Origin of the sequence: Lentilactobacillus rapi DSM 19907 = JCM 15042 (genome assembly GCF_001436255.1) — a bacterium.
In the GTDB taxonomy this organism is placed as follows: Bacteria; Bacillota; Bacilli; order Lactobacillales; family Lactobacillaceae; genus Lentilactobacillus; species Lentilactobacillus rapi.
The window spans coordinates 1-21,374 of sequence record NZ_AZEI01000064.1; the positions used below are offsets into that span (position 1 = coordinate 1).

General features: G+C 44.0%; 21 protein-coding genes. 13 read left to right on the forward strand and 8 right to left on the reverse strand.

What is annotated here, in order from left to right:
- The first annotated feature begins 36 nt into the window (after positions 1-36).
- The 3 genes from FD12_RS07520 to FD12_RS07535 all read left to right on the forward strand — a co-directional run bounded on the left by FD12_RS07520 (position 37) and on the right by FD12_RS07535 (position 2,818).
- Positions 37-495 carry a thiamine pyrophosphate-dependent enzyme gene (locus tag FD12_RS07520; protein WP_275453026.1) on the forward strand — a complete coding sequence of 153 codons (459 nt, stop codon included), beginning with the start codon at positions 37-39 and terminating at the stop codon, positions 493-495.
- Between the two features lie 99 nt (positions 496-594).
- Complete coding sequence (gene ilvC / locus FD12_RS07525; protein WP_056982432.1) at positions 595-1,629, forward strand: ketol-acid reductoisomerase; 1,035 nt, start codon at positions 595-597, stop codon at positions 1,627-1,629.
- A gap of 406 nt (positions 1,630-2,035) precedes the next feature.
- Positions 2,036-2,818, forward strand: coding sequence for an ABC transporter ATP-binding protein (locus FD12_RS07535; RefSeq protein WP_054748719.1), 783 nt, complete (start codon positions 2,036-2,038; stop codon positions 2,816-2,818).
- Between the two features lie 58 nt (positions 2,819-2,876).
- Here the strand turns inward: FD12_RS07535 and FD12_RS07540 are convergent, their stop codons facing one another.
- Positions 2,877-3,773: a LysR family transcriptional regulator gene (locus FD12_RS07540; protein ID WP_056982434.1), complete on the reverse strand. Its 897-nt coding sequence runs from the start codon at positions 3,771-3,773 to the stop codon at positions 2,877-2,879.
- Positions 3,774-4,559: 786 nt separating this feature from the next.
- Between FD12_RS07540 and FD12_RS07545 the strand changes: the two genes are divergently transcribed.
- Genes FD12_RS07545 through leuD form a run of 4 tightly spaced genes read left to right on the forward strand, consistent with a single transcriptional unit; the run spans position 4,560 to position 8,744 of the window.
- Entirely contained in the window at positions 4,560-5,720 is a 1,161-nt protein-coding gene (locus FD12_RS07545) for a 2-isopropylmalate synthase (protein WP_056982437.1), read from the forward strand.
- A 6-nt stretch (positions 5,721-5,726) separates the two neighbouring features.
- Positions 5,727-6,806, forward strand: coding sequence for a 3-isopropylmalate dehydrogenase (gene leuB, locus FD12_RS07550; protein ID WP_054748726.1), 1,080 nt, complete (start codon positions 5,727-5,729; stop codon positions 6,804-6,806).
- A complete protein-coding gene (gene leuC / locus FD12_RS07555; protein WP_056982439.1) occupies positions 6,787-8,172 on the forward strand; it encodes a 3-isopropylmalate dehydratase large subunit in 1,386 nt (461 codons plus the stop codon). Before leuB ends, leuC begins: the two co-directional genes overlap by 20 nt.
- The gene (gene leuD / locus FD12_RS07560; RefSeq protein WP_054748729.1) at positions 8,160-8,744 is read left to right on the forward strand and encodes a 3-isopropylmalate dehydratase small subunit; all 585 of its coding nucleotides are present in this window, start codon (positions 8,160-8,162) and stop codon (positions 8,742-8,744) included. Before leuC ends, leuD begins: the two co-directional genes overlap by 13 nt.
- 69 nt (positions 8,745-8,813) lie before the next feature.
- Here leuD and FD12_RS07565 read toward each other — a convergent pair whose 3' ends face one another.
- Positions 8,814-9,368, reverse strand: a complete 555-nt coding sequence (locus FD12_RS07565) for an NADPH-dependent FMN reductase (RefSeq protein WP_056982441.1) — start codon at positions 9,366-9,368, stop codon at positions 8,814-8,816.
- 283 nt (positions 9,369-9,651) lie between these two features.
- Here FD12_RS07565 and FD12_RS07570 point away from each other — a divergent pair, with 283 nt between their 5' ends.
- Positions 9,652-10,272, forward strand: a complete 621-nt coding sequence (locus tag FD12_RS07570) for a hydrolase (protein ID WP_054748731.1) — start codon at positions 9,652-9,654, stop codon at positions 10,270-10,272.
- Positions 10,273-10,836: 564 nt separating this feature from the next.
- On the opposite strand, the gene FD12_RS07575 is transcribed toward FD12_RS07570, so the two are convergent.
- The 5 genes from FD12_RS07575 to FD12_RS07595 all read right to left on the reverse strand — a co-directional run bounded on the left by FD12_RS07575 (position 10,837) and on the right by FD12_RS07595 (position 16,723).
- A complete protein-coding gene (locus FD12_RS07575) occupies positions 10,837-11,439 on the reverse strand; it encodes a nitroreductase family protein (RefSeq protein ID WP_054748733.1) in 603 nt (200 codons plus the stop codon).
- Positions 11,440-11,554: 115 nt separating this feature from the next.
- Complete coding sequence (locus FD12_RS07580) at positions 11,555-13,288, reverse strand: pyruvate oxidase (protein ID WP_056982443.1); 1,734 nt, start codon at positions 13,286-13,288, stop codon at positions 11,555-11,557.
- 199 nt (positions 13,289-13,487) lie between these two features.
- Positions 13,488-13,691 carry a cold-shock protein gene (locus FD12_RS07585; RefSeq protein ID WP_054748735.1) on the reverse strand — a complete coding sequence of 68 codons (204 nt, stop codon included), beginning with the start codon at positions 13,689-13,691 and terminating at the stop codon, positions 13,488-13,490.
- Between the two features lie 268 nt (positions 13,692-13,959).
- Entirely contained in the window at positions 13,960-16,002 is a 2,043-nt protein-coding gene (locus FD12_RS07590) for an ATP-dependent Clp protease ATP-binding subunit (RefSeq protein ID WP_056982445.1), read from the reverse strand.
- 295 nt (positions 16,003-16,297) lie between these two features.
- Positions 16,298-16,723, reverse strand: coding sequence for an OsmC family protein (locus FD12_RS07595; RefSeq protein WP_054748737.1), 426 nt, complete (start codon positions 16,721-16,723; stop codon positions 16,298-16,300).
- Positions 16,724-16,816: 93 nt separating this feature from the next.
- Between FD12_RS07595 and FD12_RS07600 the strand changes: the two genes are divergently transcribed.
- The 4 genes from FD12_RS07600 (at position 16,817) to FD12_RS07615 (ending at position 19,615) form a co-directional block, all read left to right on the forward strand.
- On the forward strand, positions 16,817-17,512 hold the full coding sequence (locus tag FD12_RS07600) for an NAD(P)H-dependent oxidoreductase (protein WP_054748739.1): 696 nt from the start codon (positions 16,817-16,819) through the stop codon (positions 17,510-17,512).
- A gap of 1 nt (position 17,513) precedes the next feature.
- On the forward strand, positions 17,514-17,693 hold the full coding sequence (locus tag FD12_RS07605; protein ID WP_056982447.1) for a hypothetical protein: 180 nt from the start codon (positions 17,514-17,516) through the stop codon (positions 17,691-17,693).
- Positions 17,694-17,810: 117 nt separating this feature from the next.
- A complete protein-coding gene (locus tag FD12_RS14440; protein WP_056982449.1) occupies positions 17,811-19,196 on the forward strand; it encodes a DUF5776 domain-containing protein in 1,386 nt (461 codons plus the stop codon).
- A 113-nt stretch (positions 19,197-19,309) separates the two neighbouring features.
- Complete coding sequence (locus FD12_RS07615; protein ID WP_056982452.1) at positions 19,310-19,615, forward strand: type II toxin-antitoxin system RelB/DinJ family antitoxin; 306 nt, start codon at positions 19,310-19,312, stop codon at positions 19,613-19,615.
- Positions 19,616-19,993: 378 nt separating this feature from the next.
- Here the strand turns inward: FD12_RS07615 and thiD are convergent, their stop codons facing one another.
- Positions 19,994-20,806 carry a bifunctional hydroxymethylpyrimidine kinase/phosphomethylpyrimidine kinase gene (gene thiD / locus FD12_RS07620; RefSeq protein ID WP_054748745.1) on the reverse strand — a complete coding sequence of 271 codons (813 nt, stop codon included), beginning with the start codon at positions 20,804-20,806 and terminating at the stop codon, positions 19,994-19,996.
- A gap of 162 nt (positions 20,807-20,968) precedes the next feature.
- On the opposite strand from thiD, the gene FD12_RS14310 reads away from it, so the two are divergent.
- Positions 20,969-21,091 (forward strand): hypothetical protein, encoded by a 123-nt coding sequence (locus FD12_RS14310; RefSeq protein ID WP_263862410.1) that lies wholly within the window; start codon positions 20,969-20,971, stop codon positions 21,089-21,091.
- Positions 21,092-21,374: the final 283 nt, after the last annotated feature.

A 21,374-nucleotide genomic window follows, 5' to 3' on the forward strand; every position in this document is an offset into this window, starting at 1 on the left:
TCCTTTTTTGCAAAAGTATACCAAAACTCAATTTAGATCTCAAACAGTTTCTTAGGAACGATGGGATATGGCTTACCCGCCGCAATTGGTGCCAAATTTGGCAATCCAAATCGGGATGTTGTCCTGTTTGTAGGTGATGGCGGGTTTCAAATGACCAGCGAAGAATTGGAAGTCATTGCCGCCGAAAATCTCAATGTAAAAATTTTCTTGATGAATAATCACGCATTAGGGATGATTCGCCAATGGCAGGATGCCTTTTACCAAAGCCATCACTCCAAATCATTGTTCGATCGGCAACCGGATTTCCAGAAATTAGCGAGTGCTTATGGGATTGACTACCATCAACTTGATGCCAACCATCCAATTGCGACAGAAATCAATTCGATTTTTGCCAATCCAAATGCCCAGCTGATCGAAGTGCAGGTTGCTGTCACTGAGCAAGTGTATCCAATGGTGGCGCCAGGTCATGATAATAACGACATGCTCGGATTTTAATCTCAAGCAATAAAGGAGGTGACGCCTGGCAAGCACATGATCCAATGAACCATGCTACGTGTCGATTGTAAAAATACAAACAAAAATGGAGGATTCAATATGAGTGTAGAAATGTTGTACGAAAAGGATGTTCAAACTAATTATCTTCAAGGTAAAAAGATCGCATTTATCGGTTATGGTGCCCAAGGTCACGCCCAAGCAAATAACTTAAGAGATTCAGGTTATGACGTTATTGTTGGGGTTCGTCCAGGTAAGTCATTTAACAATGCCAAGACTGATGGCTTTGAAGTTTATACCCCAGCTGAAGCTGCCCGTCAAGCTGACTGGATTCAAATGCTGACAACTGACGAAGTAATGGGTGAAGTTTATAAAGAATCAATCGAACCAAACCTTGAAGAGGGTAACGTATTAGGCTTTTCACATGGTTTCAATATCCATTACAAGGAAATCGTTCCGCCAGCTAATGTTGATGTTGTCATGATGGCCCCTAAAGGCCCAGGTAATCTTTGTCGTCGTACATATGTAGAAGGTTCAGGTGTTCCAGCATTATATGGATATTTCCAAGATTTCTCCGGTCACGCTGAAGATTTATCCAAAGAGTTTGCCAAAGGTAATGGTGCTGCTCGTGCCGGATTACTGAAGACAACCTTCAAGGAAGAAACCGAAGAAGATTTGTTTGGTGAGCAAAACGTACTTATGGGTGGGGTAACTGCCCTCATCGAAACTGGTTACGAAGTATTAACTGAAGCAGGTTATTCACCACAATTGGCTTACTTCGAAGTTGACCATGAAATGAAATTGATCTGTGACTTGATCTATGAAGGTGGTTTCAACAAGATGTATGCTGATTGTTCAAACACTTCAGAATACGGTTCATACGTTGTGGGCCCTAAGGTTGTTGGTAAAGAATCTAAGCAAGCAATGAAGGATGCCTTGAAGCGGATCCAAAACGGCGAATTTGCTAAAGAATTCATGGATGATTACCGTAACGGCTTCAAGAACCTTTACAAGATGCGTGAACGTTCAGCTAACTCCCTTCTTTCAAGAGTGGGTGCAGATCTCCGTGCGCACATGTCATTTGTTGGTGAAGCTGACAAGTATAGTACACCAAAGGTTGCGGAAGCAGAAGAGTGAGCGGAGTAAAGCGGTTAGAAACTGGAGCCTAAGTCTCCTTTTGCGGAAATCCCTGCTTTTGGGATTTTTGTAAAAGGTGCTTAGGTGGAAGTTTCTGCTTTGCGCAGCTGTCCTAAAACAAGTGAGCGGATCCAAGCGGTTAGTAACCGGAGTGTAAGTCTCCTCAATGGAAAATTCCTGGTTTTGGAATTTTTCATTGAGGTGCTTACATGCAGGTTACTGCTTTGCGCAGCTGTCCTAATAAGTGGGCAAACCCAAGCTGCTGCCTGGAGGAGCTGCTCTAAAAGCCACCCACTCAAACAAGGTTTAGAAACAGTGATTTCAAACCCAAAAATTGTCCAATCACATTTAGAGCGGAACGAAAACTTCAGGTTTTTGCTTTCGCTCTTTTCTTTGGAGGTGTTTTATGAAACGGATTTTAAAATTTGACGATGTCTCAGTCACTCGAGGCAAGAAAGAAATTCTGCATCATCTCAACTGGGAAGTCTTCTCAAATGAAAACTGGGCGGTGCTCGGTTTGAACGGTGCCGGCAAAACAACGATGCTCAAGATGATTCATGGGGACCTTTGGCCGACAACCGGAAAACTGGAAGTTCTGGGCGGGGTGTTTGGTCACATCAGCATTCCCGATTTGAAAACCCGAATTGGCTGGGTAAGCACCGCCCTTCAAGACCAGCTGCATCCTGGAGACGTTGTGGACTATGTCGTGTTATCTGGTAAGTTTGCCAGCATTGGTATCTACCAAGAGTTCTATCAAGCTGACCTGGACCATGCTCGACAGATTCTAGTTGACATGGGCGGTGAAAAGCTATTGGGTAAGCCTTACGCAGTGCTGTCACAAGGCGAGCGGCAACTGGTACTGATTGCCAGGGCGATGATGGCTGAACCGGAATTGCTGATTTTGGATGAGCCATGTAATGGATTGGATCTCTTCGCCCGGGAAGAATTGTTGAATCGGGTCGCCAAAATTGCCGAAATTCCAAATCATCCGGCCTTGCTGTTTGTTTCCCATTACACTGAGGAACTCTTGCCATGCTTCACGAATGTCCTACTGTTAAGAAATGGGCGAATTATCAAAGCTGGCAAGCGGGCGGATGTGTTGACCGAATCCAGCTTAACGGACTTTTATCATAAACCGATCAAGACGGTGAGCCTGACCGGTGATCGCCTGGCTGTTTATCCTGGATAACATTGAAAAATGAATTGATATGTAATTGAGTGGTTGGAGAAATTTTCCGGCCGCTTTTTTATTTTTTAGATGGAAATGAGGTTCCTTCATACAACTTTGCTTGGGTGAAAATCTTAAACCGAGTGGCTGCCGGTGACAACGGATGAAGGCTGTCAGAAACAATTGCGACCGTAATTGGATCAAATGACGACTGCACGGTTGCCGGCTTAAGATTGCTAGACGTCAGGAAGGTCTGCTGGAGGACAAGTCCCAAACCGACACTCTTTTGAACCAGGGAAATCACCGTTGAGGCGGTATCTGCCCAAGTGATGTTGATATTTGATTCCTGCAGGGATTTTAATAATGGGGTTTCAGCCAATGACTGGATTGTCACAATTCGGTGATTGGCTAACTGGTCGGGGGTCCAAGTTGGTGTTCGGAAGCGTTCGTTGGTGGTGAGAACACTGAATCTCAAATTCATCAGTGGCTGGACGGTCCAACTGTGGTTGAGGGTATTATCTGGTGCTTGAATGGTGATGAACCAGTCAATTGTGTGGTTGGCAAGTTGCTTGCTGAGGGCGGTGAACGATCCGGCAACTAATTCAATGCCAACTGACTTATTGGCAGGTTGATGTAAGAAATCGGCAATTGGCTGGGCGAGCAATTCGCTGCCGATTCGTTCATCAACCCCAATTCGAGTCAGGCCAGCTGAGTCCGGTTGCAAGCCGCTGACAATGACGCTGGCTTGCTGGATCTGATTGAGATTTTGCGAGATCTTATGATAATAAAACTGGCCAGCTGGGGTTAAAGTGAGTTGGCGGCCGGCTCTGGAGAACAGCTGAATGCCCAAGTCGGCTTCCAAAGCATGGATCGCATAGCTAAGGGTTGGCTGTGCAATGCCAAGCTTCTTGGCGGTCGCACTCATTTTTTGCATTTTTGCGAGTTCTGTAAAGTAATAAAGGTGATTAAGATTCATTTGCACCTCCTATATATCGAAAAAATTGATTGAAACAAACAAATAATCATTTATTTATCTATTGATTAAAAAACAATTAGATTAATTTGTCAATACCTCACGATAATTTAATTGTTTACTTATTTTAATTTTAAAATTCCGTTGACGCGGTTACGACAGGCCCTTATAGTAAGAATCACCAAATAAAAAGTCACTAAGTTTTGAAGAAAGGGGCAACTGCCATGAGAAAATCAATTTCACAATCCAACATCATGAATCGCGCCGCCAATCTCCAAAACTTATTAGCCTTATTACTATAACCAGGACTCTCACATCAAGTGTTGAGTCCATTTCGCGTTACGGGAATGAGGCTCAACCTAAACTACTAGGCGCTTCGTTCCCGAATAGGAACGGGGCGCTTTTTTCTGGTAAGTACCAAGGGCTGCGCAAAGCGGTGATTTGGGTGTAAGTAACCTTAATCTAATTTCAATCAAGGACACTTACACTCCGATTGCTAACCGCTTTGCTCCGCTCACTGGATGTAGGACAGCTGCGCAAAGCAGTGATCTGCACGTAAGTAACCTTAATCTAAAATCCAAACCCGGGATTTTCGATCAAGGACACTTATGCTCCGATCCCTAACCGCTTTGCTCCGCTCACTGGATGTAGGACAGCTGCGTAAAGCAGAAACTTCCACCTAAGCACCTTCTGCAAAAATCCCCAAACCCGGGATTTCCGCAGAAGGAGACTTAGGCTCCAGTTTCTAACCGCTTTACTCCGCTCACTAAAAATATAGGAGTGATTATTATGATGAAGAGAGTACAGTTTTTTGATACAACGTTGCGTGATGGCGAACAAACCATCGGTGTTAATTTTTCAATTTCCCAAAAGGTTCAAATTGCTAAACAACTTGAAAAATGGGGGGTCGACGTCATTGAAGCAGGCTTTCCAATCGCTTCGCCCGAGGATTTTGAAGCCGTCGCTGCCGTGTCCAAGGCGGTAAAACATGCGACGATTACTGGGTTGGCTCGCGCAAAAAATAAGGATATCGATGCCTGCGTTAAAGCGACAAAGGATGCTGCCCACAAACAAGTTCATGTGTTTATCGCCACCAGTCCTATCCACAGAGAATCCAAATTACATATGAGTAAGGACGAAGTGATTCAAAGCATTCACGACCATGTCAGCTATGCCAAGCAATTCTTCGACGTTGTTCAATTTTCACCAGAAGATGCCACTCGAACAGAGAAGCCATACTTAGCCAAGGCTTGCCAAACAGCTATCGAAGCCGGCGCAACCATCATTAATATTGCCGACACCGTGGGTTACAGCAACCCGGTTGAATTTGGGCAATTGTTCGATTACTTAAGAGAAAATGTGCCTGATTTTGATAAAGCCGTTTTCTCAACCCACTGCCACGACGATCTTGGAATGGCAACCGCCAATGCGTTGGAAGCCATTAAACATGGTGCTTCAAGAATTGAAGGAACCATCAACGGACTGGGTGAGCGGGCTGGAAACACCGCTCTTGAAGAAGTTGCTGCAGCCTTCTATGTTCGCAAGGATTACTTCCAAGTTGAAGATCATATCAATTTGAAAGAGACCAAAAATACCAGTGACCTGATTAGCAAGTTTTCAGAAATGGACGTTCCCCATAACAAAGCCGTTGTTGGTAAGAATGCCTTCTCACACGAATCCGGCATTCATCAAGATGGTTTCTTGAAGAACCACGCGACTTACGAAATTTTGACACCCCAATCAGTCGGCGTAAAACGTTCTGCACTGCCACTTGGCAAGCTATCTGGGTCCCACGCGATTATGGATAAGCTCAACAAGATGGGCTACAGCGTTTCTCGAGATGACATGAAGATCATTTTCCCGATTTTCAAGAACGTGGCCGATAACGAAAAATTAGTTTCAGAAGAAGACCTAAAGGACATTATGACCCAAGCACGAGTGAGAGGATGATTGTTAATGACGAATCGGATTGTTGTTTTAAAAGGTGATTATATCGGGCCGGAAATTATGGCCGCTGGATTAAAAGTATTACGAGCTGCTGCCGAGCACTTTGACTTTGATTACGACTTAATTGAGGAGCCGTTTGGCGGTGAAGCCATCGATAAGGTGGGTGAGCCATTACCGCAAACAACCGTTGAGGCCGCTAAGAACGCTGATGCCGTGCTCCTCAGTGCAATTGGTGGGCCCAAGTGGGATAACGCGCCTAAACGTCCCGAAGCAGGCCTGCTGTCAATTCGCAAGCAAATGGGATTATATGCCAACATCCGGCCAACTCGGGTGACCAAACAATTAAAACAATATTCCCCGATTGAAAATGAGATCGTTTCTGGAACAGATTTCGTCATTGTCCGCGAGTTAACCAGTGGGATTTACTTCGGTGAACCCCGTTGGCAAAAAGCGGACAGCGCGATTGATACCACCGTTTATCGGCGAAATGAAGTTCAACGGATTGCCCGCACGGCTTTTGATATGGCCATGAAGCGCCGCAAGCATGTGACCGTTGTTGACAAAGCCAATGTCTTAGCGACCAGCAAGTTCTGGCGGCAGATCGTCGGCGAAATTCAACCTGAATATCCCGACGTGACGGTTGATTATATGTACGTCGATGCCACGGCGATGAACATCGTTTCTCACCCCAAGCACTTCGATGTGATTTTAACCGATAACATGTTTGGTGACATTTTATCCGATCAAGCCGCCGCAATTACCGGTTCATTGGGAATGATCCCATCGATGAGCGTTGGCCAGTCCGGGCCAAACTTATATGAACCAATCCACGGTTCGGCTCCGGACATTGCCGGCAAGCACATCGCCAATCCCATTTCGATGATCAACTCCATTTCGATGATGCTCAGATACACGTTTGATCAATTCAAGATGGCTGACGTCATTGACCGGGCAGTTTCGCAGACGATTGAAGATCATTTTATTACCAGGGACCTTGGCGGCGATGAAACCACCGAAGCGACGACCAAGCACATTATTAAATCCATTAACCGTCAGGAGGCACCAAGATATGTCAAAGACAATGTTTGAAAAAATTTGGGATCGCCATGTGATCACTGGTCAACCAGGTGAACCGCAACTCATTTATGTCGACCTGCATCTGGTTCACGAGGTAACTTCACCTCAGGCATTCCAAGGATTACGCATGAATCATCGCAAGGTCCGCAGACCGGATCGAACATTTGCCACAATGGATCATAACGTGCCCACCAAGGATATTTTTAACGTCAAAGATTTGATTTCAAAGAAACAAATTGAGACTCTCCGGCAAAATGCCAAGGACTTTGGAATTCGTTTGGCAGGGATGGGAGAAGCCGACCAAGGAATTATCCATGTGATCGGACCTCAATTGGGCTTAACCCAGCCTGGACAGACCATTGTTTGTGGTGATTCCCACACTTCCACCCACGGCGCGTTTGGGTCAATTGCTTTTGGAATTGGGACTTCAGAAGTCGAGCACGTATTTGCCACCCAGACCATTTGGCAGGTTGAACCCAAGCAGATGGGCATCCACGTTCACGGCAAGCTGCCCGATGGCGTTTATGCCAAGGATATTATTATGGCGATCATCGCAAAATATGGCGTCAAATTTGGTGTCGGCCACGCGGTTGAATTTTACGGTGATACCATCGATGCCATGAGTATGGAAGAGCGGATGACCTTGTGCAACATGGTCATTGAAGGCGGCGCCAAGATGGGGGTGGTTCATCCTGACCAGATCACTTTTGATTACGTGGCCGGCAGGAAGTATGCCCCGAAAGACATGGCAGCTGCTGAAGATTACTGGTCTCAGTTCCAAACGGATGATCCAGCAGCGTTTGATGAAGTGATTGATTTTGATGTCAGTGACCTGGCACCCTTTATTACTTGGGGAACCAATCCAGGAATGGCTGTTCCATACGATCAAGCCTTTCCAGAACCTCAGGATCAAAATGATGCCCACGCCTATGAGTATGTTGGCATTAAACCGGGGATGAAACCAACCGAAATTCCCATTACTTGGGCGTTCTTTGGCTCATGTACCAACGGTCGGTTATCTGACTTGCGGATTGCCGCATCTTATTTAAAGAACAAGCATATCGCACCAGGGGTTCATGCTTTGGTGGTTCCCGGTTCGATGGCGATTCGAGAAGCTGCCGAGAAGGAAGGAATTGCTCAAATCTTTCGCGATGCTGGCTGTGACTGGCGGATGCCTGGCTGTTCAGCCTGTCTGGGAATGAACCCGGATAAGATTCCGGCTGGTGCTCACTGTGCCTCAACCTCCAACCGGAACTTTGAGGGTAGGCAAGGGGCCGGCTCACGGACGCATTTAGCAAGTCCAGCGATGGTCGCTGCCGCGGCGTTGAATGGTCACTTCGTTGATATCAGAAAGGAAGCAAGCGTATGGAGCCGATAACAAGTCACACTGGCAAAGCGATTGTGATGCCAAATAATAACATTGATACTGATCAAATTATTCCCAAGCAATTTTTGAAGAATATCCTCAAAACGGGGTATGCTCCCCATTTATTCTTTGATTGGCGATATGACCAAAGTGGCAAACCCAAGCCTGACTTTGCCTTAAACAAACCAGAAAACCAGGGCGCGACAATTTTAATCAGCGGCGAAAACTTTGGCTGTGGTTCATCGCGGGAACACGCGGTGTGGTCGTTAACCGACTGGGGCTTTAAGGTTGTGATTGCCGGTAGTTTCTCTGATATTTTTTACATGAATTCAACCAAGAATGGCTTACTGGCAATTAGTTTACCGGCAGCTGACCGAAAAATTTTAAATACCGCTACCAGCACTGATCAAATTACGGTCAATTTAGTTGACCAATACGTCGAATTTAAAGGCCAACGATTCCATTTTGACATCGATCCAATGTGGAAGAACAAGTTTATTAACGGTCTCGATGATATTGATATCACGATGAAATATGAGGATCAGATTGAAGCTTATGAGGCAGCAATGCCAACTTTTGATTGACAAAATTAAAAGATCTCTGGAATGGTTGGGAATTCCAGAGATCTTTTATTATGGATAATGAGTTGTAACCTAATTGAGCATTTTGACGTATTTTACCAGCGCGTCCGCCAATAAATGGAAATATTTCAGCTCACCGGGATTAGTAATCTTCCCATCTGGATCGATGTATTTGGTGACACTGCCGATATAGGCTTCAGGTTGTTGAACCGTCGGCATATTCAGGAAGACCAATGATTGCCGCAAAGCGTGGTTAGCACCGAATGCACCCGTTGCTCCTGGGGTGACGCTGACAACTAATGCTGGCTTACCATCCCAAACGTTTTGGCCGCGGGGACGGGAACCAACATCAATGGCGTTTTTCAAAACTGCGGGTACCGAGCGATTATATTCGGGCGTTACGAAGACGAACGCGTCGCATTGGCGAACCTGCATCCGGAATTCCTGCCATTCGCCAGGTTCATAGTGATTTTCCTCTAGGTCTTGATTGAAGAAGGGGAGCGTGCCGATCTTGATAAAGGTCGTTTCATAATCTGACGGAAATTGGGTTGCCAATGCTTCAGCAACTGCCTTTGAGTAAGATGCTTTACGCAAACTGCCGACTAAAATACCAACTTTTTTTGCCATGAATATCCCTCCAAAAAATCCTAATGCTGACAATAAACCCTCAAAGTTTTCATTATTGAGAAGATGCTTTGTGAATAAATAACCAACTTAATTCTACCCGATAAATCCAAATGGTCAACTCATGTTTATGGGCAAATTGATTGACTTTGTGAAATTCCGTTAATTGACTCCGCATAGATGTGATCCCACGACCGAAGTCGAAATTCTCGTAGTTCACAAACTTTTGGGGTATTATGTAAGCGTAAACAAAATATGCAATGAATTGATAATGGAGGGATTAATTATGACAAGTTTTGCAAAACGTGGTGCAGATGATCGACTACTTTCACCAGACAACAGTGTATTAACAATTATCGATTATCAACCAACCCAAATTAACTCAATTGGTTCAATGAAACATGCTGATTTAATTCATAACGCGGCTTTGGTTGCCAAAGTTGCAACTCAATATCATGTTCCAGTGATTCTTTCAACAGTCAATGTTAAGTCTGGTCGTAATAAAGATACGGCATCAGAAATTAAGAAACAGCTTGGCGACATTCCAACTTATGATCGAACTTCAATTAATGCTTGGGAAGATGAAGATTATAACCGAGCAATCAAAGCAACGGGTCGCAAAAAGATTATCATGTTGGCATTATGGACGGAAGCTTGTCTAACCTTCCCAACAATTGACGCGATTTCAGAAGGTTTCGAAGTTTACCCAGTTGTGGACGCAGTGGGCGGCACGTCAACAATCTCCCACGAAACGGCATTACGCCGGGTAGAACAAGCTGGTGCCCACTTGATTACCATTCCACAATTAATCTGTGAATTGCAGCGGGATTGGAATAGAACGGATACGGTACCGGACTTTGTGGCCGATTTGTTGGAGAATGGCGCGTTTACGTCATTGGCTGAGTAAGAAGTGAGCGGAGCAAAGCGGTTAGAAACTGGAACCTAAGTCTCCTTCTACAGAAATCCCTGATTTTGGGATTTTTGTAGAAGGTGCTTAGGTGGAAGTTTCTGCTTTGCGGAGCTGTCCTAATCAATGTAATGGAGAACAAATCCTGGACTTGGAATTTGTCCATTAGGTGCTTATGTGCAGATTCCTGCTTTGCGGAGCGATCATAATCCATGTAACGGGGAACGAATCCTGAGTCTGGTGTTCCTGAAAAGGTTACTTAGGTGTAAGTTTCTGCTTTGCGGAGCGGTCCTAATCAATGTAGTGGAGAACGAACACCAAACTTAGGGTCTATCCATTAGGCGCTTTTACACAGCTCCCACCGATAATATTTGAAATCAATGCAAACAAAATAGGATTCACTTTTTCATCAAAGAAGAAAGTGAATCCTATTTTTAATTACCTAGTGGAATAGTGTTCGACAAAGCAATAATCTGCGCATACGTATTTTAGCCATATCTCCAAAAGTGGGATTCTCAGCTAAAATCCAAACGCTCCGATTGTCCCCACTCCGTTTCACACAGTTTACTTCAGTACTTTAAATCGATTGGCGTCATCCATGAATTCCTTCTCGCCAGCTGGGGCTTCAATTGAGCCGAAGTCCATTTCTGCGCGGAGATTCCAGCTTTCAGGGATTCCGAATGCTTCACGAACTTCATCATCGATCAATGGGTTGTAATGTTGTAGGTTGGCACCAAGACCGTTTTCGGCAAGAGATGTCCAAACGGCAAATTGGGCGTTTCCTTGAGCTTGTTCTGACCAGTCGGCAAAGTTGTCAGCGTAAAGGGCAAAGTCATTTTCAAAACGGTGAACAACATCAGTGTCCGTGTAGAACATGACCGTTCCAAAAGCTGACTTGAAGCCGTTGATCTTAGCCAAAGTCTTTTGGTACGCTTCTTCAGTTGGTACCTCTGACTTCAAACGCTTGGCAACGATATCCCAAAGTTGTTCATGCTTGTCGCCAAATAAAATAACGGCACGAGTGGTTTGATTATTGAATGGGGTAGGAGCCCACTTGATGTTTTCCTTAATCAAGTTCGCAATGTCGTCAGTGGATTGAGAAACGTTGCGCCCTAATGCATAGATTGAGCGGCGCTTCTTGGCAAGGTCTAATAATTGTTCTTTCATAGGTCAGATAAACTCCTTTATTAATTATAGATAGATTCACTACTTAAAAATAGCGTATGATTCATTATACCAGTTACTATAAGTAAGTAAAGTGAAAACTCAAAATCGGCTTGAATCAGAAGAATTGTCTCATAATATCTTTTAGTGGTGGTAATTCCGGCAACTTGTGTTTTTCGCTGACGTATTGGAGGCCATAAGACATGTAGCCGGCTGCTTCACTGTTGACGATTTTGCCTGGAAGCGGCGCATTATCAGCCACGTAGGCATTGATTAAGACAGGGCGGTCAGTAATCTTATAGGCCCGGTCAAGCGCGGACCGGAATTCCCGGTTACTCTTGGCGGTGATGCCGACACCGCCACAAGCGTCAGCAAATTTAGCGTAATCCATATCTTTCAGGTCAATTTGATAATTCAATTGACCGGCTTCTTGCTGTTCATATTCAATAAAGGCAAGCTTTTGATTATTTAAGACAATATCAATAATTGGGAAATGATATTTAACGGCCGTGGCAAAGTCTTGCATGACCATTGCAAAGGCGCCGTCACCATTGATTGCAATGGCCGGCCGGTCTGGGGAGGCCGCTTTAGCAGCAATTGCCCCTGGCAGCGCGCAGCCCATCGTGCCCAAGTTCGCGGAGATCACGAATTGCTGGTTTTCGCTGATTGGCAGGAAGCGGGCGCTCCATGACGTTGCCGTACCGACATCAATTGAAAAGATGGTATTATCAGGAGCCGTTTGGTGAACGTAATCAAACAAACTTTCTGGCGCAACCGGTTCGCTATCGAGGGCGCGTTTGCCATGCATCCACTTGTTCCAGTTTGCCATACTTTCTTGGCAAGCTTTCAGGAATTTGCCGTCACTTGGTTTGAGGCCACCCGCAAGGATTTGCGAAACGGCTTTGCCCGCGTCGGCGTTGATGGCAACGTCAGCTGGATATCGCCGATTCAGGTTTAGTGGGTTCAGCTCGATTTGGACACACTTTGCTTTGCCTGGTTTTGGTAGGAATGGGACATAAGGGTAGTTCGTGCCAATCATGATGAGCATATCCGTTTCTTTCATGGCTTCATACGCTGCTTTGGTCCCTAACTTACCAACATTTCCTAATGAATTAGGATGGTCGTCAGCGATAATCCCTTTGGCAGGCAAGGTCTGAATAAATGGAATTTGGTAGGTTTCCACAAATTGTTTCACTTGTTTGCGCGCATCACGGGCACCTTTCCCGATCAGGGCAATTGGCTTCTGGGCTGAATTTAACAACTTAACAGCTGCTTGTACTTGATCAGCCGGGGCAACTGGTTCTGGCACGTTAAATTCTTTGGCAGATGAATGATACTCGTTTTTCAACGATTCATCTGGTAAATCATCGGGGATGGTCAAAACGGCGACCCCTTTTTTGGCGTAGGCCATTCGAATGGCTTCATCAACGATTTTTGGCAATTGGGCAGTTGTTTTAATTTCGCGATTATAAACGGCGACATCATCAAATAGTTTTGGTGTGTTGACTTCTTGAAAATAGCCCGTATTCAAAAAGTTTGATTTGACTTGGCCGAGTAGTGCCAACACTGGCGCATGATCCATTTTGGCATCGTATAACCCGTTAAGCATATGAATAGCACCAGGACCACCAATTGACAAACAAACACCGAGCTTACCTGTTAGCTTAGCTTCTGCAGCCGCAGCCAAGGCACCAACTTCCTCGTGACGAATTTGGATAAATTTGATTTTATCCTGCTGCTTTCTTAAACCATCAACCGTTGTATCGATTGAGTCTCCTGGTAGACCATAAACATGTTTGACACCCCAGTCAGTTAACACATCGACTAGTTCATCTGCACCATTTTGACTCATGTAATCTCCCCCTTATTAAATTATGTTCTACATTCCAGTATAGTCATGGGACGGGCTTGTTACAACTGAAACGCTTATATGTAAGGGATGCGAGATGAATTTCACATGCTTTTGCCTTGTTAGGTGAAAGCGAATTAAGCGTAAAAAAAGAACCAACCATTTCTGGCTGATTCTCTCAAAGTTTTATTAAAGTCTATAATTAGTCTTCAACTGGTGTAACGTTAGCAGCTTGTGGTCCACGGTCGCTGTCTTCAACGTCAAGGGTAACTTTTTGGCCTTCGTCTAATGACTTGAAGCCTTCTTTGTTGATAGCTGAGAAGTGAACGAATACGTCACCATCGTCAGTAGTAATGAAGCCATAACCTTTATCAGCGTTGAACCATTTAACAGTACCTTGTTTCATAATATATGAAACCTCCTTGCGCTTTGAGCGCATACTTAATTTTTTAATGCATCTAGTTGAACGTGATTCCAAGGAAGTTATTTCATAAAACTATAAAACAAGTACCTTTGAAACTCGGAAACCTAAAACACATTAACAATACTATAACCCCTAGATCGGCCTATGTCAATCGCAAAGATTGAAACTATGTACACAAATAACGCCCAGCTAACTGTTCGCTAATTAGCTGGGCGCTACTTTAAACTTGTTATCGTTGTGCTAATGCTGATTAAGCGGCAACTTTCTTGCCAGCCGGCTCAACATCAATTGCGTTATCTTTCAAACCAACCGTGAAGTTCTTGACGTCTGGGTTTGCAAGATAGCTGTTCGTCAACTTATCGGTAATTTCCTTAGTGATCACTCTGTGCATTGGCCGAGCACCAAGTTCTTTGCTGTAACCCATGTCGACTAACTTATTCTTGGCATCATCAGTTACAGTGAAGTGGATGCCTCGTGACTTGTTAACTAATGCGTTCAAATCGTTGAGCATCAGGTCAAGGATCTTCAACAAGTCCGGCTTGGTTAATGAATTGAATTGGATGATATCATCAATTCGGTTCAAGAATTCAAGCTTGAAGTAAGGCTTTAATCTGTCGATGACGTTTTGCTTGTCGTCATTGACACCTTGACCGGCATTACTGGTCATGATGATGACGGTATTACTGAAGTCAACGGTTCGACCTTGAGCATCGGACAAACGACCATCATCCAAGATTTGCAGCAACAGATTCAATACATCTGGGTGAGCTTTTTCAATTTCATCCATGAGAATCAAGCTGTATGGGTGACGACGAACTTGTTCGGTTAGTCGGCCGCCTTCTTCATAACCAACGTAGCCAGGAGCTGAACCGATTAGTTTACTTGCACTAATCTTATCCATATATTCTGACATGTCATACCTGAACATTGCTTTGGTCGTGCCAAATAATTCTTTAGCAAGGGCCTTAGCCGTTTGCGTCTTACCAACACCGGTAGGGCCGACAAACAGGAAACTGCCAATTGGACGATTGCCTTCAGTAAAACCGACTCGTGAACGACGGATAGCTGCTGAAATGGCATCCAATGCTTTATCTTGGCCGATAACTTCTTTCTTCAAGTCCTTGTCAAGATTGTTGAGCTGGTTAACTTCGTTCTTGTTAACATCGGTAACAGGAACACCGGTGATTCGTTCAACAACGGCCTGAATAACTTCCGGAGTGACTTTAGGCGTTTCAACCTTTGTGCCGTTATCGATATTCTTGATTTGATCATTGACCTTATCAAGCTTGTCACGCAATTGAGCGGCTTTTTCGAAATCATCCTTGGAAGAGGCAGCCTGCTTGTCTTTTTCAAGCTGTTGAGCTTCTTGCTGCAAAGTTGACTTATCTTTCGTCAATGATGAGCCCATGGCAACTTTGGCACCGGCTTGGTCAATCAAGTCGATGGCTTTATCAGGGTTCATTCGATCCTGAATGTAACGATTGCTCAAGGAAACGGCAGCCTTCAAAGCATCATCAGTATAAGTAACGTGGTGGAACTTCTCATATTTTGGTGCCAGGCCCTTGATAATCGTCAACGTGTCCTTTTCACTTGGCTCATTGACCATAATTGGTTGGAACCGACGAGCTAAGGCTTGGTCTTTTTCAATGTCTCGATATTCATTGCTGGTGGTAGCACCAATTAATTGGAAGTCACCCCGAGCCAACTTAGGCTTTAAAATGTTGCCGGCATCCATCTTGTCACCTTCACCGGTTGAGCCGGCACCAATGATCTGGTGAATTTCGTCGATGAAGAGAATTACATTCTTATCTTTTGAAACATCATCGATCAATTTCTTCATCCGTTCTTCAAATTGGCCACGGATCCCAGTGCCTTGAACCAGTGAAACGACGTCAATCGAAATAATCTTCTTATTAAGTAATTTTTCTGAAACATCGCCGGCAACGATCTTTTGGGCTAAGCCTTCAACAACCGCCGTCTTACCAACCCCGGCTTCACCGATCAAAACAGGGTTGTTCTTAGTCCGACGACTGAGAACTTCTTCCATTTGTTCGATTTCTTTGTCACGGCCGATAACTGGATCCAGCTTGCCATCTTTGGCCATCTGGGTTAAGTCTGTACCGTACTCGTCTAACAATGTTTTCTTATTTTGAGGTTGGCGTTCTTGCACTTGGATGGGTTGCTGACGCATTTGTTGACGGCCGTTAGAATCTCCAAGTGCTTGCTTGAAGAATGGGTCATTGAAAATGTCGTCAAAACCATCAGCACCGAAAATATCATTATTCATATGCATACCCCCATTTTAGTGAGCGGATCCAAGCTTCTACTCGAAGTTGTCCTCTGAAGCCTCCACTTGGAATACCGACTCGTTAATTATATGAATTTTAAAAAGCGTTCCAGCAGGGGAATCCTTGTTCCCCTCTCGAACAACTATATAGTATCATATATATGTAATGGGTTCAAGAAATTTGCTCAGAATATTATTGCTATAAACGTTGATATGTCGGTATTTGAAAACAAATAGTCAAAAAAATCAATAAAAAATTAGCACTCCATATTTAGAGTGCTAACAAACTTTGTTATTCAAATTAATCGTCACTAATTTCAAACGAGAACTCAACTGAATCCTGTAAGGTGTTATGAATGGTTGAAATATGAATCACGTTCTCGACAAATTTCTCGTTTTCTTCTTTACTTAAATTAGTTTTGGAGTCAATTTTGACATGGATCTTAGTGACTTTCGATGATTTATCTGGGTAGCGTTCCGTTTCGGCGGTGAAATCCATGTCGAATTTTTCAATTTTAATATCATAATTGGGACTGTGCGCGTAACCAGCGGCACTGGCACCCAAGCATGCGCCCAATGCCCCTAACAAGTACTCAACGGGTGATGGGCCAGTATCGGTGCCATGATGTTCAGTTGGCGTGTCCGATGTGAATCGATGCAGGCGGGCGGTGTGGACGGTCTTAGCACCAATGTTGCGCAATTCTGAATGAACTTTATATTCTGACATAGCGAATTCTCCTTTGTTAGTTTCTGCCCATAGTTTACAATAGAAATGAAGCGCTTCCCACTAAAAGTTAAAAGAATTTTGAAGAGGTTTAAAATGAAAACTTTAATTCTAATTTCCCATCCCAAATTAGCGGATTCGGCTACTCAGGAATTCTTAAAAACTGCTGGAAAATCTCAAGCCAATGTGGATTTTGAGTATATCGATGACCTATATAAGGGAACTAAAATAGATGTTATCCAGCAGCAACGGCAGCTCACAAAATATAGTCGCATTATTTTTCAATTTCCGATGTATTGGTATTCATCACCGGCAAGTTTGAAGCAATATATGGATGATGTTTTCACCCGAAAGTTTGTGGTGGCGGATCATTTACTGCGGAACAAGGAACTTGGCATCGTGGTGACTTTGGGCGATGCTGAGGCGGAATTTCAAGCTGGTGGCGGTGAACACTTTACAATTTCCGAGCTATTGCGACCGTTTGAAGCGTTTGCCAATAAGGCAGGGATGACTTACCTGAAACCGTTTGTGGTGAATCAGTTTGGTTATCTGGAAGAAGATCAGAAAGAATTGTTACTGGTCAATTATTTACAATACGTGAGCGCCGTGATGCCATTGAATCTGGACAATCGGGAGAAATGGTTAGTTGACCGGTTAACGAAAATGAAACAGGAAAAGTCTGAGGCTGACCAGCAGAAGTTGAACCTCATCATCGGCTCAATTGAGGCTCAGCAGGATCAAATTGATGATCTAAAAGTGAATATTAAAATGATTCGCGATCAGGAGGAATAAGATGAGTGAGACAAATGATTGGCTAAAAAATCAACTCGGGCAACTGAAAGAGGGGGAACCTTCATTTATCAATCGGTCGATTTTAACGGCCACCAAAGCATTGGCTGACGAGCAGGACAAGCGAATCCGCCAGGCTCAAGATGAGATTGATGGGCGGATTTGGAGCCCGGATAAGTGGTAGGGATGCGGCCATAAATAAAATAGTTGACGGGATCGATGAGATCATTGATAATAATATTGTGATTAATTTCATATATATTCATGCTTAAATTATTATTCAAATTGGGGGAATGATTTCATGGGTAAATTATTTAAACGACTCTTTTTTGGAGTCTTTACGGTTGCTGCGATGGTGGTGACACTTTCTGCAATTAGTGTCAGTGCCAAGGCACAAGCAAATGAGAGCAGCGACATTAACATTAACGTTACTTACAGTGTTGTTAACGGCCAGAATTTGGGTCAAGATCAAGTGATAAGCCTTAAGAATCCGGCTACGGGGTCACAAAAGGGCTTTGATGCGCTTTTGAAGGGATATGGTGTTAATGATCTTGCTGTGATCACACTGTATCAGGATCCTACCAAAGTGACAGGTGTCGACGATCCCATAAAAAAAGCTGTTTATATTATTAATCCTGCTGAAGAGACAATGACCGCTTATACTGAATATGTGTCCGGTAACCCTGATTGGCAGGAAATACACAGTAATGAAATGGACGGTCGAACCCCAGGTGAGTACGCTGCTAACATAATAGCCAAGATTCCGTTCATAGGTTTTGGACATGTGCCAGAGGTCGAAGCTAATCAAATCAACAATAATCAAGACTTTGGGAATCTTCGTGCAATGACTGGTATTGATATTATGTATCTCCCTGTGCATGCAACTGCCAATGTCAAATACGTTAACGAGGCCAACAATCAGACAGTGAAATCTTATTCGATCAGTGGTTACCTTGCTGAAACTGGCACCTACACGCCAGTAGCGCCTTCTGGATATAAACTAATTAACTCAAGTTCCATTCCCTACACGCTGACCAAGGATGATTCGGATGATTTGACCGTCAGCGTTGTGCCAATTTCAACTCCGGTTACGCCATCACCAGATTCGAATAACAATACTCCTACAGTGACACCGCAAAAGAATGACTCGTGGAACCCAACTAATTCGAACAAAAATGCCACTGGTGAGCCCGCGGTACCTAACTACGCTGCCGTTAAAGGTGCGGCAGTCTATGCGACAAATCATATTTACATGTACAAGAATGCCACGTTCGCCAAGTCCCAACGGATCGCTAAATATCCGAAGGCCAAGCGAGTTGACCGACCAATGTTTGTCGTAACCGACTATGCGCGGTCAAAGGCTGGGGCGCTCCGCTACAAGGTTCGTGACGTCAACCACGGTAGCAAGACCGCCGGCAAAGTCGGGTACATCACCGCTAACCGTAAATTTGTCGTTCCGGTATATTACAAATCAGTGCCGAAAAATAATAAGATCACAATTATTTCCAAACGCGGTGTGCATGCCTATCGAAATGTTAACTTGACCAAGTATGTGAAGCATTACAAGAAGGGTGTGCGGTTAACGGTTAAAAGGATTGTTAAACACAATTTAACCACCCGATATCAATTGACTAATGGCAATTACGTTACTGCTAATAAAAAATTGGTGATCCAAGGGAATTATTAATAACGATCTAACAAAATGCCTCTCCAAAGTGAAGGCATTTTTGTTTTGATTAAAAAGATCATCCAGGAGAGATTATTACTCATTTTTGATAGAATATTATCGAGGTGATCAATATGTCACGAGCAACGAAAGGCAAAAAGAGAATTCAGGTTCAAGTTGATCGGAATCTCTATGATGATTCAAATGAAGTCTTGGCTGACATTGGTATTTCTCAAACGACATTAATTAAAGCCTTACTCAAAAAAGTAGTTGCAGAGGGGAAAGTGCCGTTTGAACTTTCACAGTCCAACGAGGATCGGCTGAACTCTGGGATCGCCCGAGAAGTCCGAACATCCAATATTCCAGAAATCAAAGATCGGCAAGCAGCAGAACGTTATCTTCTGGAAAATGGGGATGACAGTTTTGACCAAAACAAATGACGATTCTGATAACGTACAATTTCATGATAAATTTGAGAGACTGGACAATAGGCGCTTTGATCCGAGTGACCAGGCTGATCTAAGTGAATGATCGTCGATTGAAAATTAATATATGTCCCGGCGTCTTCAAAGTTGGCCAAATGCCGATACCAATCAATTATCGATAACGATATCATAATCAGCTCACCAAAATAAAAACAGCCATCCAAAAGATGACTGCCTTGCTTCTTTGGTGTAGTAGAAGCTGAACTACATGGCCCTTTATTATACGACGTCATGCGCCAATTAGGGCTGCGGACTCGAAGTCCAATGTGGGAATTTCACCCAACTAAATGATAGCATGATTTTGAAATTGTTACAGTTAATTTGGCTGATTGTTTAAAGTTCATCAGCAGGTGCCCAGTGGTTGATTGGGCCAAACTTATGACCAACTTGAATTTCATTGGCGATGGCAACGTCGACAAACTTTTTGGCGATCCGGACGGCTTGTTCAATATCGGTCCCTTTGGCTAATTCAGCCGCAATACATGCTGATAAGCTATCGCCGGTACCGTTCTTTCGTTCAGTTGGGTAGAAGTCCCCAGTCAGCCAGAAGCTCTTGCCAGACTCAAGTAAAATGTAGTCTGATACTTTGGTTTGGTTGGGGTCGTGATGGCTGCCCTTAAGAACGATATTTTTAGCTCCGAGTTGCTTGAGCTTCTCGGCAGCTGTTTTCATATCATCCTCAGTTTTAATTTCCATCTCAGCTAATTTCTGAGCTTCAAAAAAGTTCGGCGTGATGACGTAGGCGAGGGGAATTAACTCATCCCGCAGCGTTTTGTAGGCACTTTGTTCGAGCAACATGTTACCGTGCTTGGTGGTGATGACGGGATCAACGACTAATGGGCCAAAATCGTACTTCTGATAATTCTTAATCACCGTGCGAATCAACTCAGAGTCGGAAAGCATCCCCGTCTTGCTTGCGCGAACGTGGTAGTCGTCGGCAAGGTCCTTGAACTCGTTGTCAATAAATGAAGTCGGTAAGTTGACTGCGTCGTGAATACCGTAACTGTTACCGGCAACACAAGCAGTCATAACCGAGGTACCATAAACCTTGCGCCTAAAGAAGGTGTGGAGATCAGCTTGCATCCCCGCACTTCCGTCACTATCTGAACCTGCAATTGTTAGAGCTTGTGGAAATTCGTTTGCCATATAATTCACCTCATATCGTTTCTTAACTATTAACAATACCATATTTAATGAAAAATCAAAGAGAAATTTGAGATTCATTTGCGTTCAGCCATCAAGTTGTATTATAATAATTTAGTCTATTGGAATCTATAAAGAGTAATAATAAATAAGGAGAGTTTAACTATGCGTATTTGTCATCCACACGGCGTACAAGGACGTCGTCCAGTTAACCGTAAGAACGATCTTAAGCGAAACAAAGATTTAGCAGATTTGCAACACTTCTTGAAGCAGAAGCCTGCTAAGTAATTAAAAAATCCCGATCAGAGTTAATTCCTGGTCGGGATTTTTTTATATGGTTGATTGATTTGATGAATATGAGTTGTGTATGAGTATCTGGCTGGCTACATAGAGGAATGTGCTCCGCAAAACGGGAATCTGTGTGTAAGCACCGGGCTACATAGAGTAGGACAGCTGCGCCAGGCAGAAACTTGCACATAGGTACCTGGCTACATAGAGTAGTGATGCTCCGCAAAGCGGGAATCTGGGTGTAAGCATCCGGCTACATAGAGTAATGATGCTCCGCAAAGCA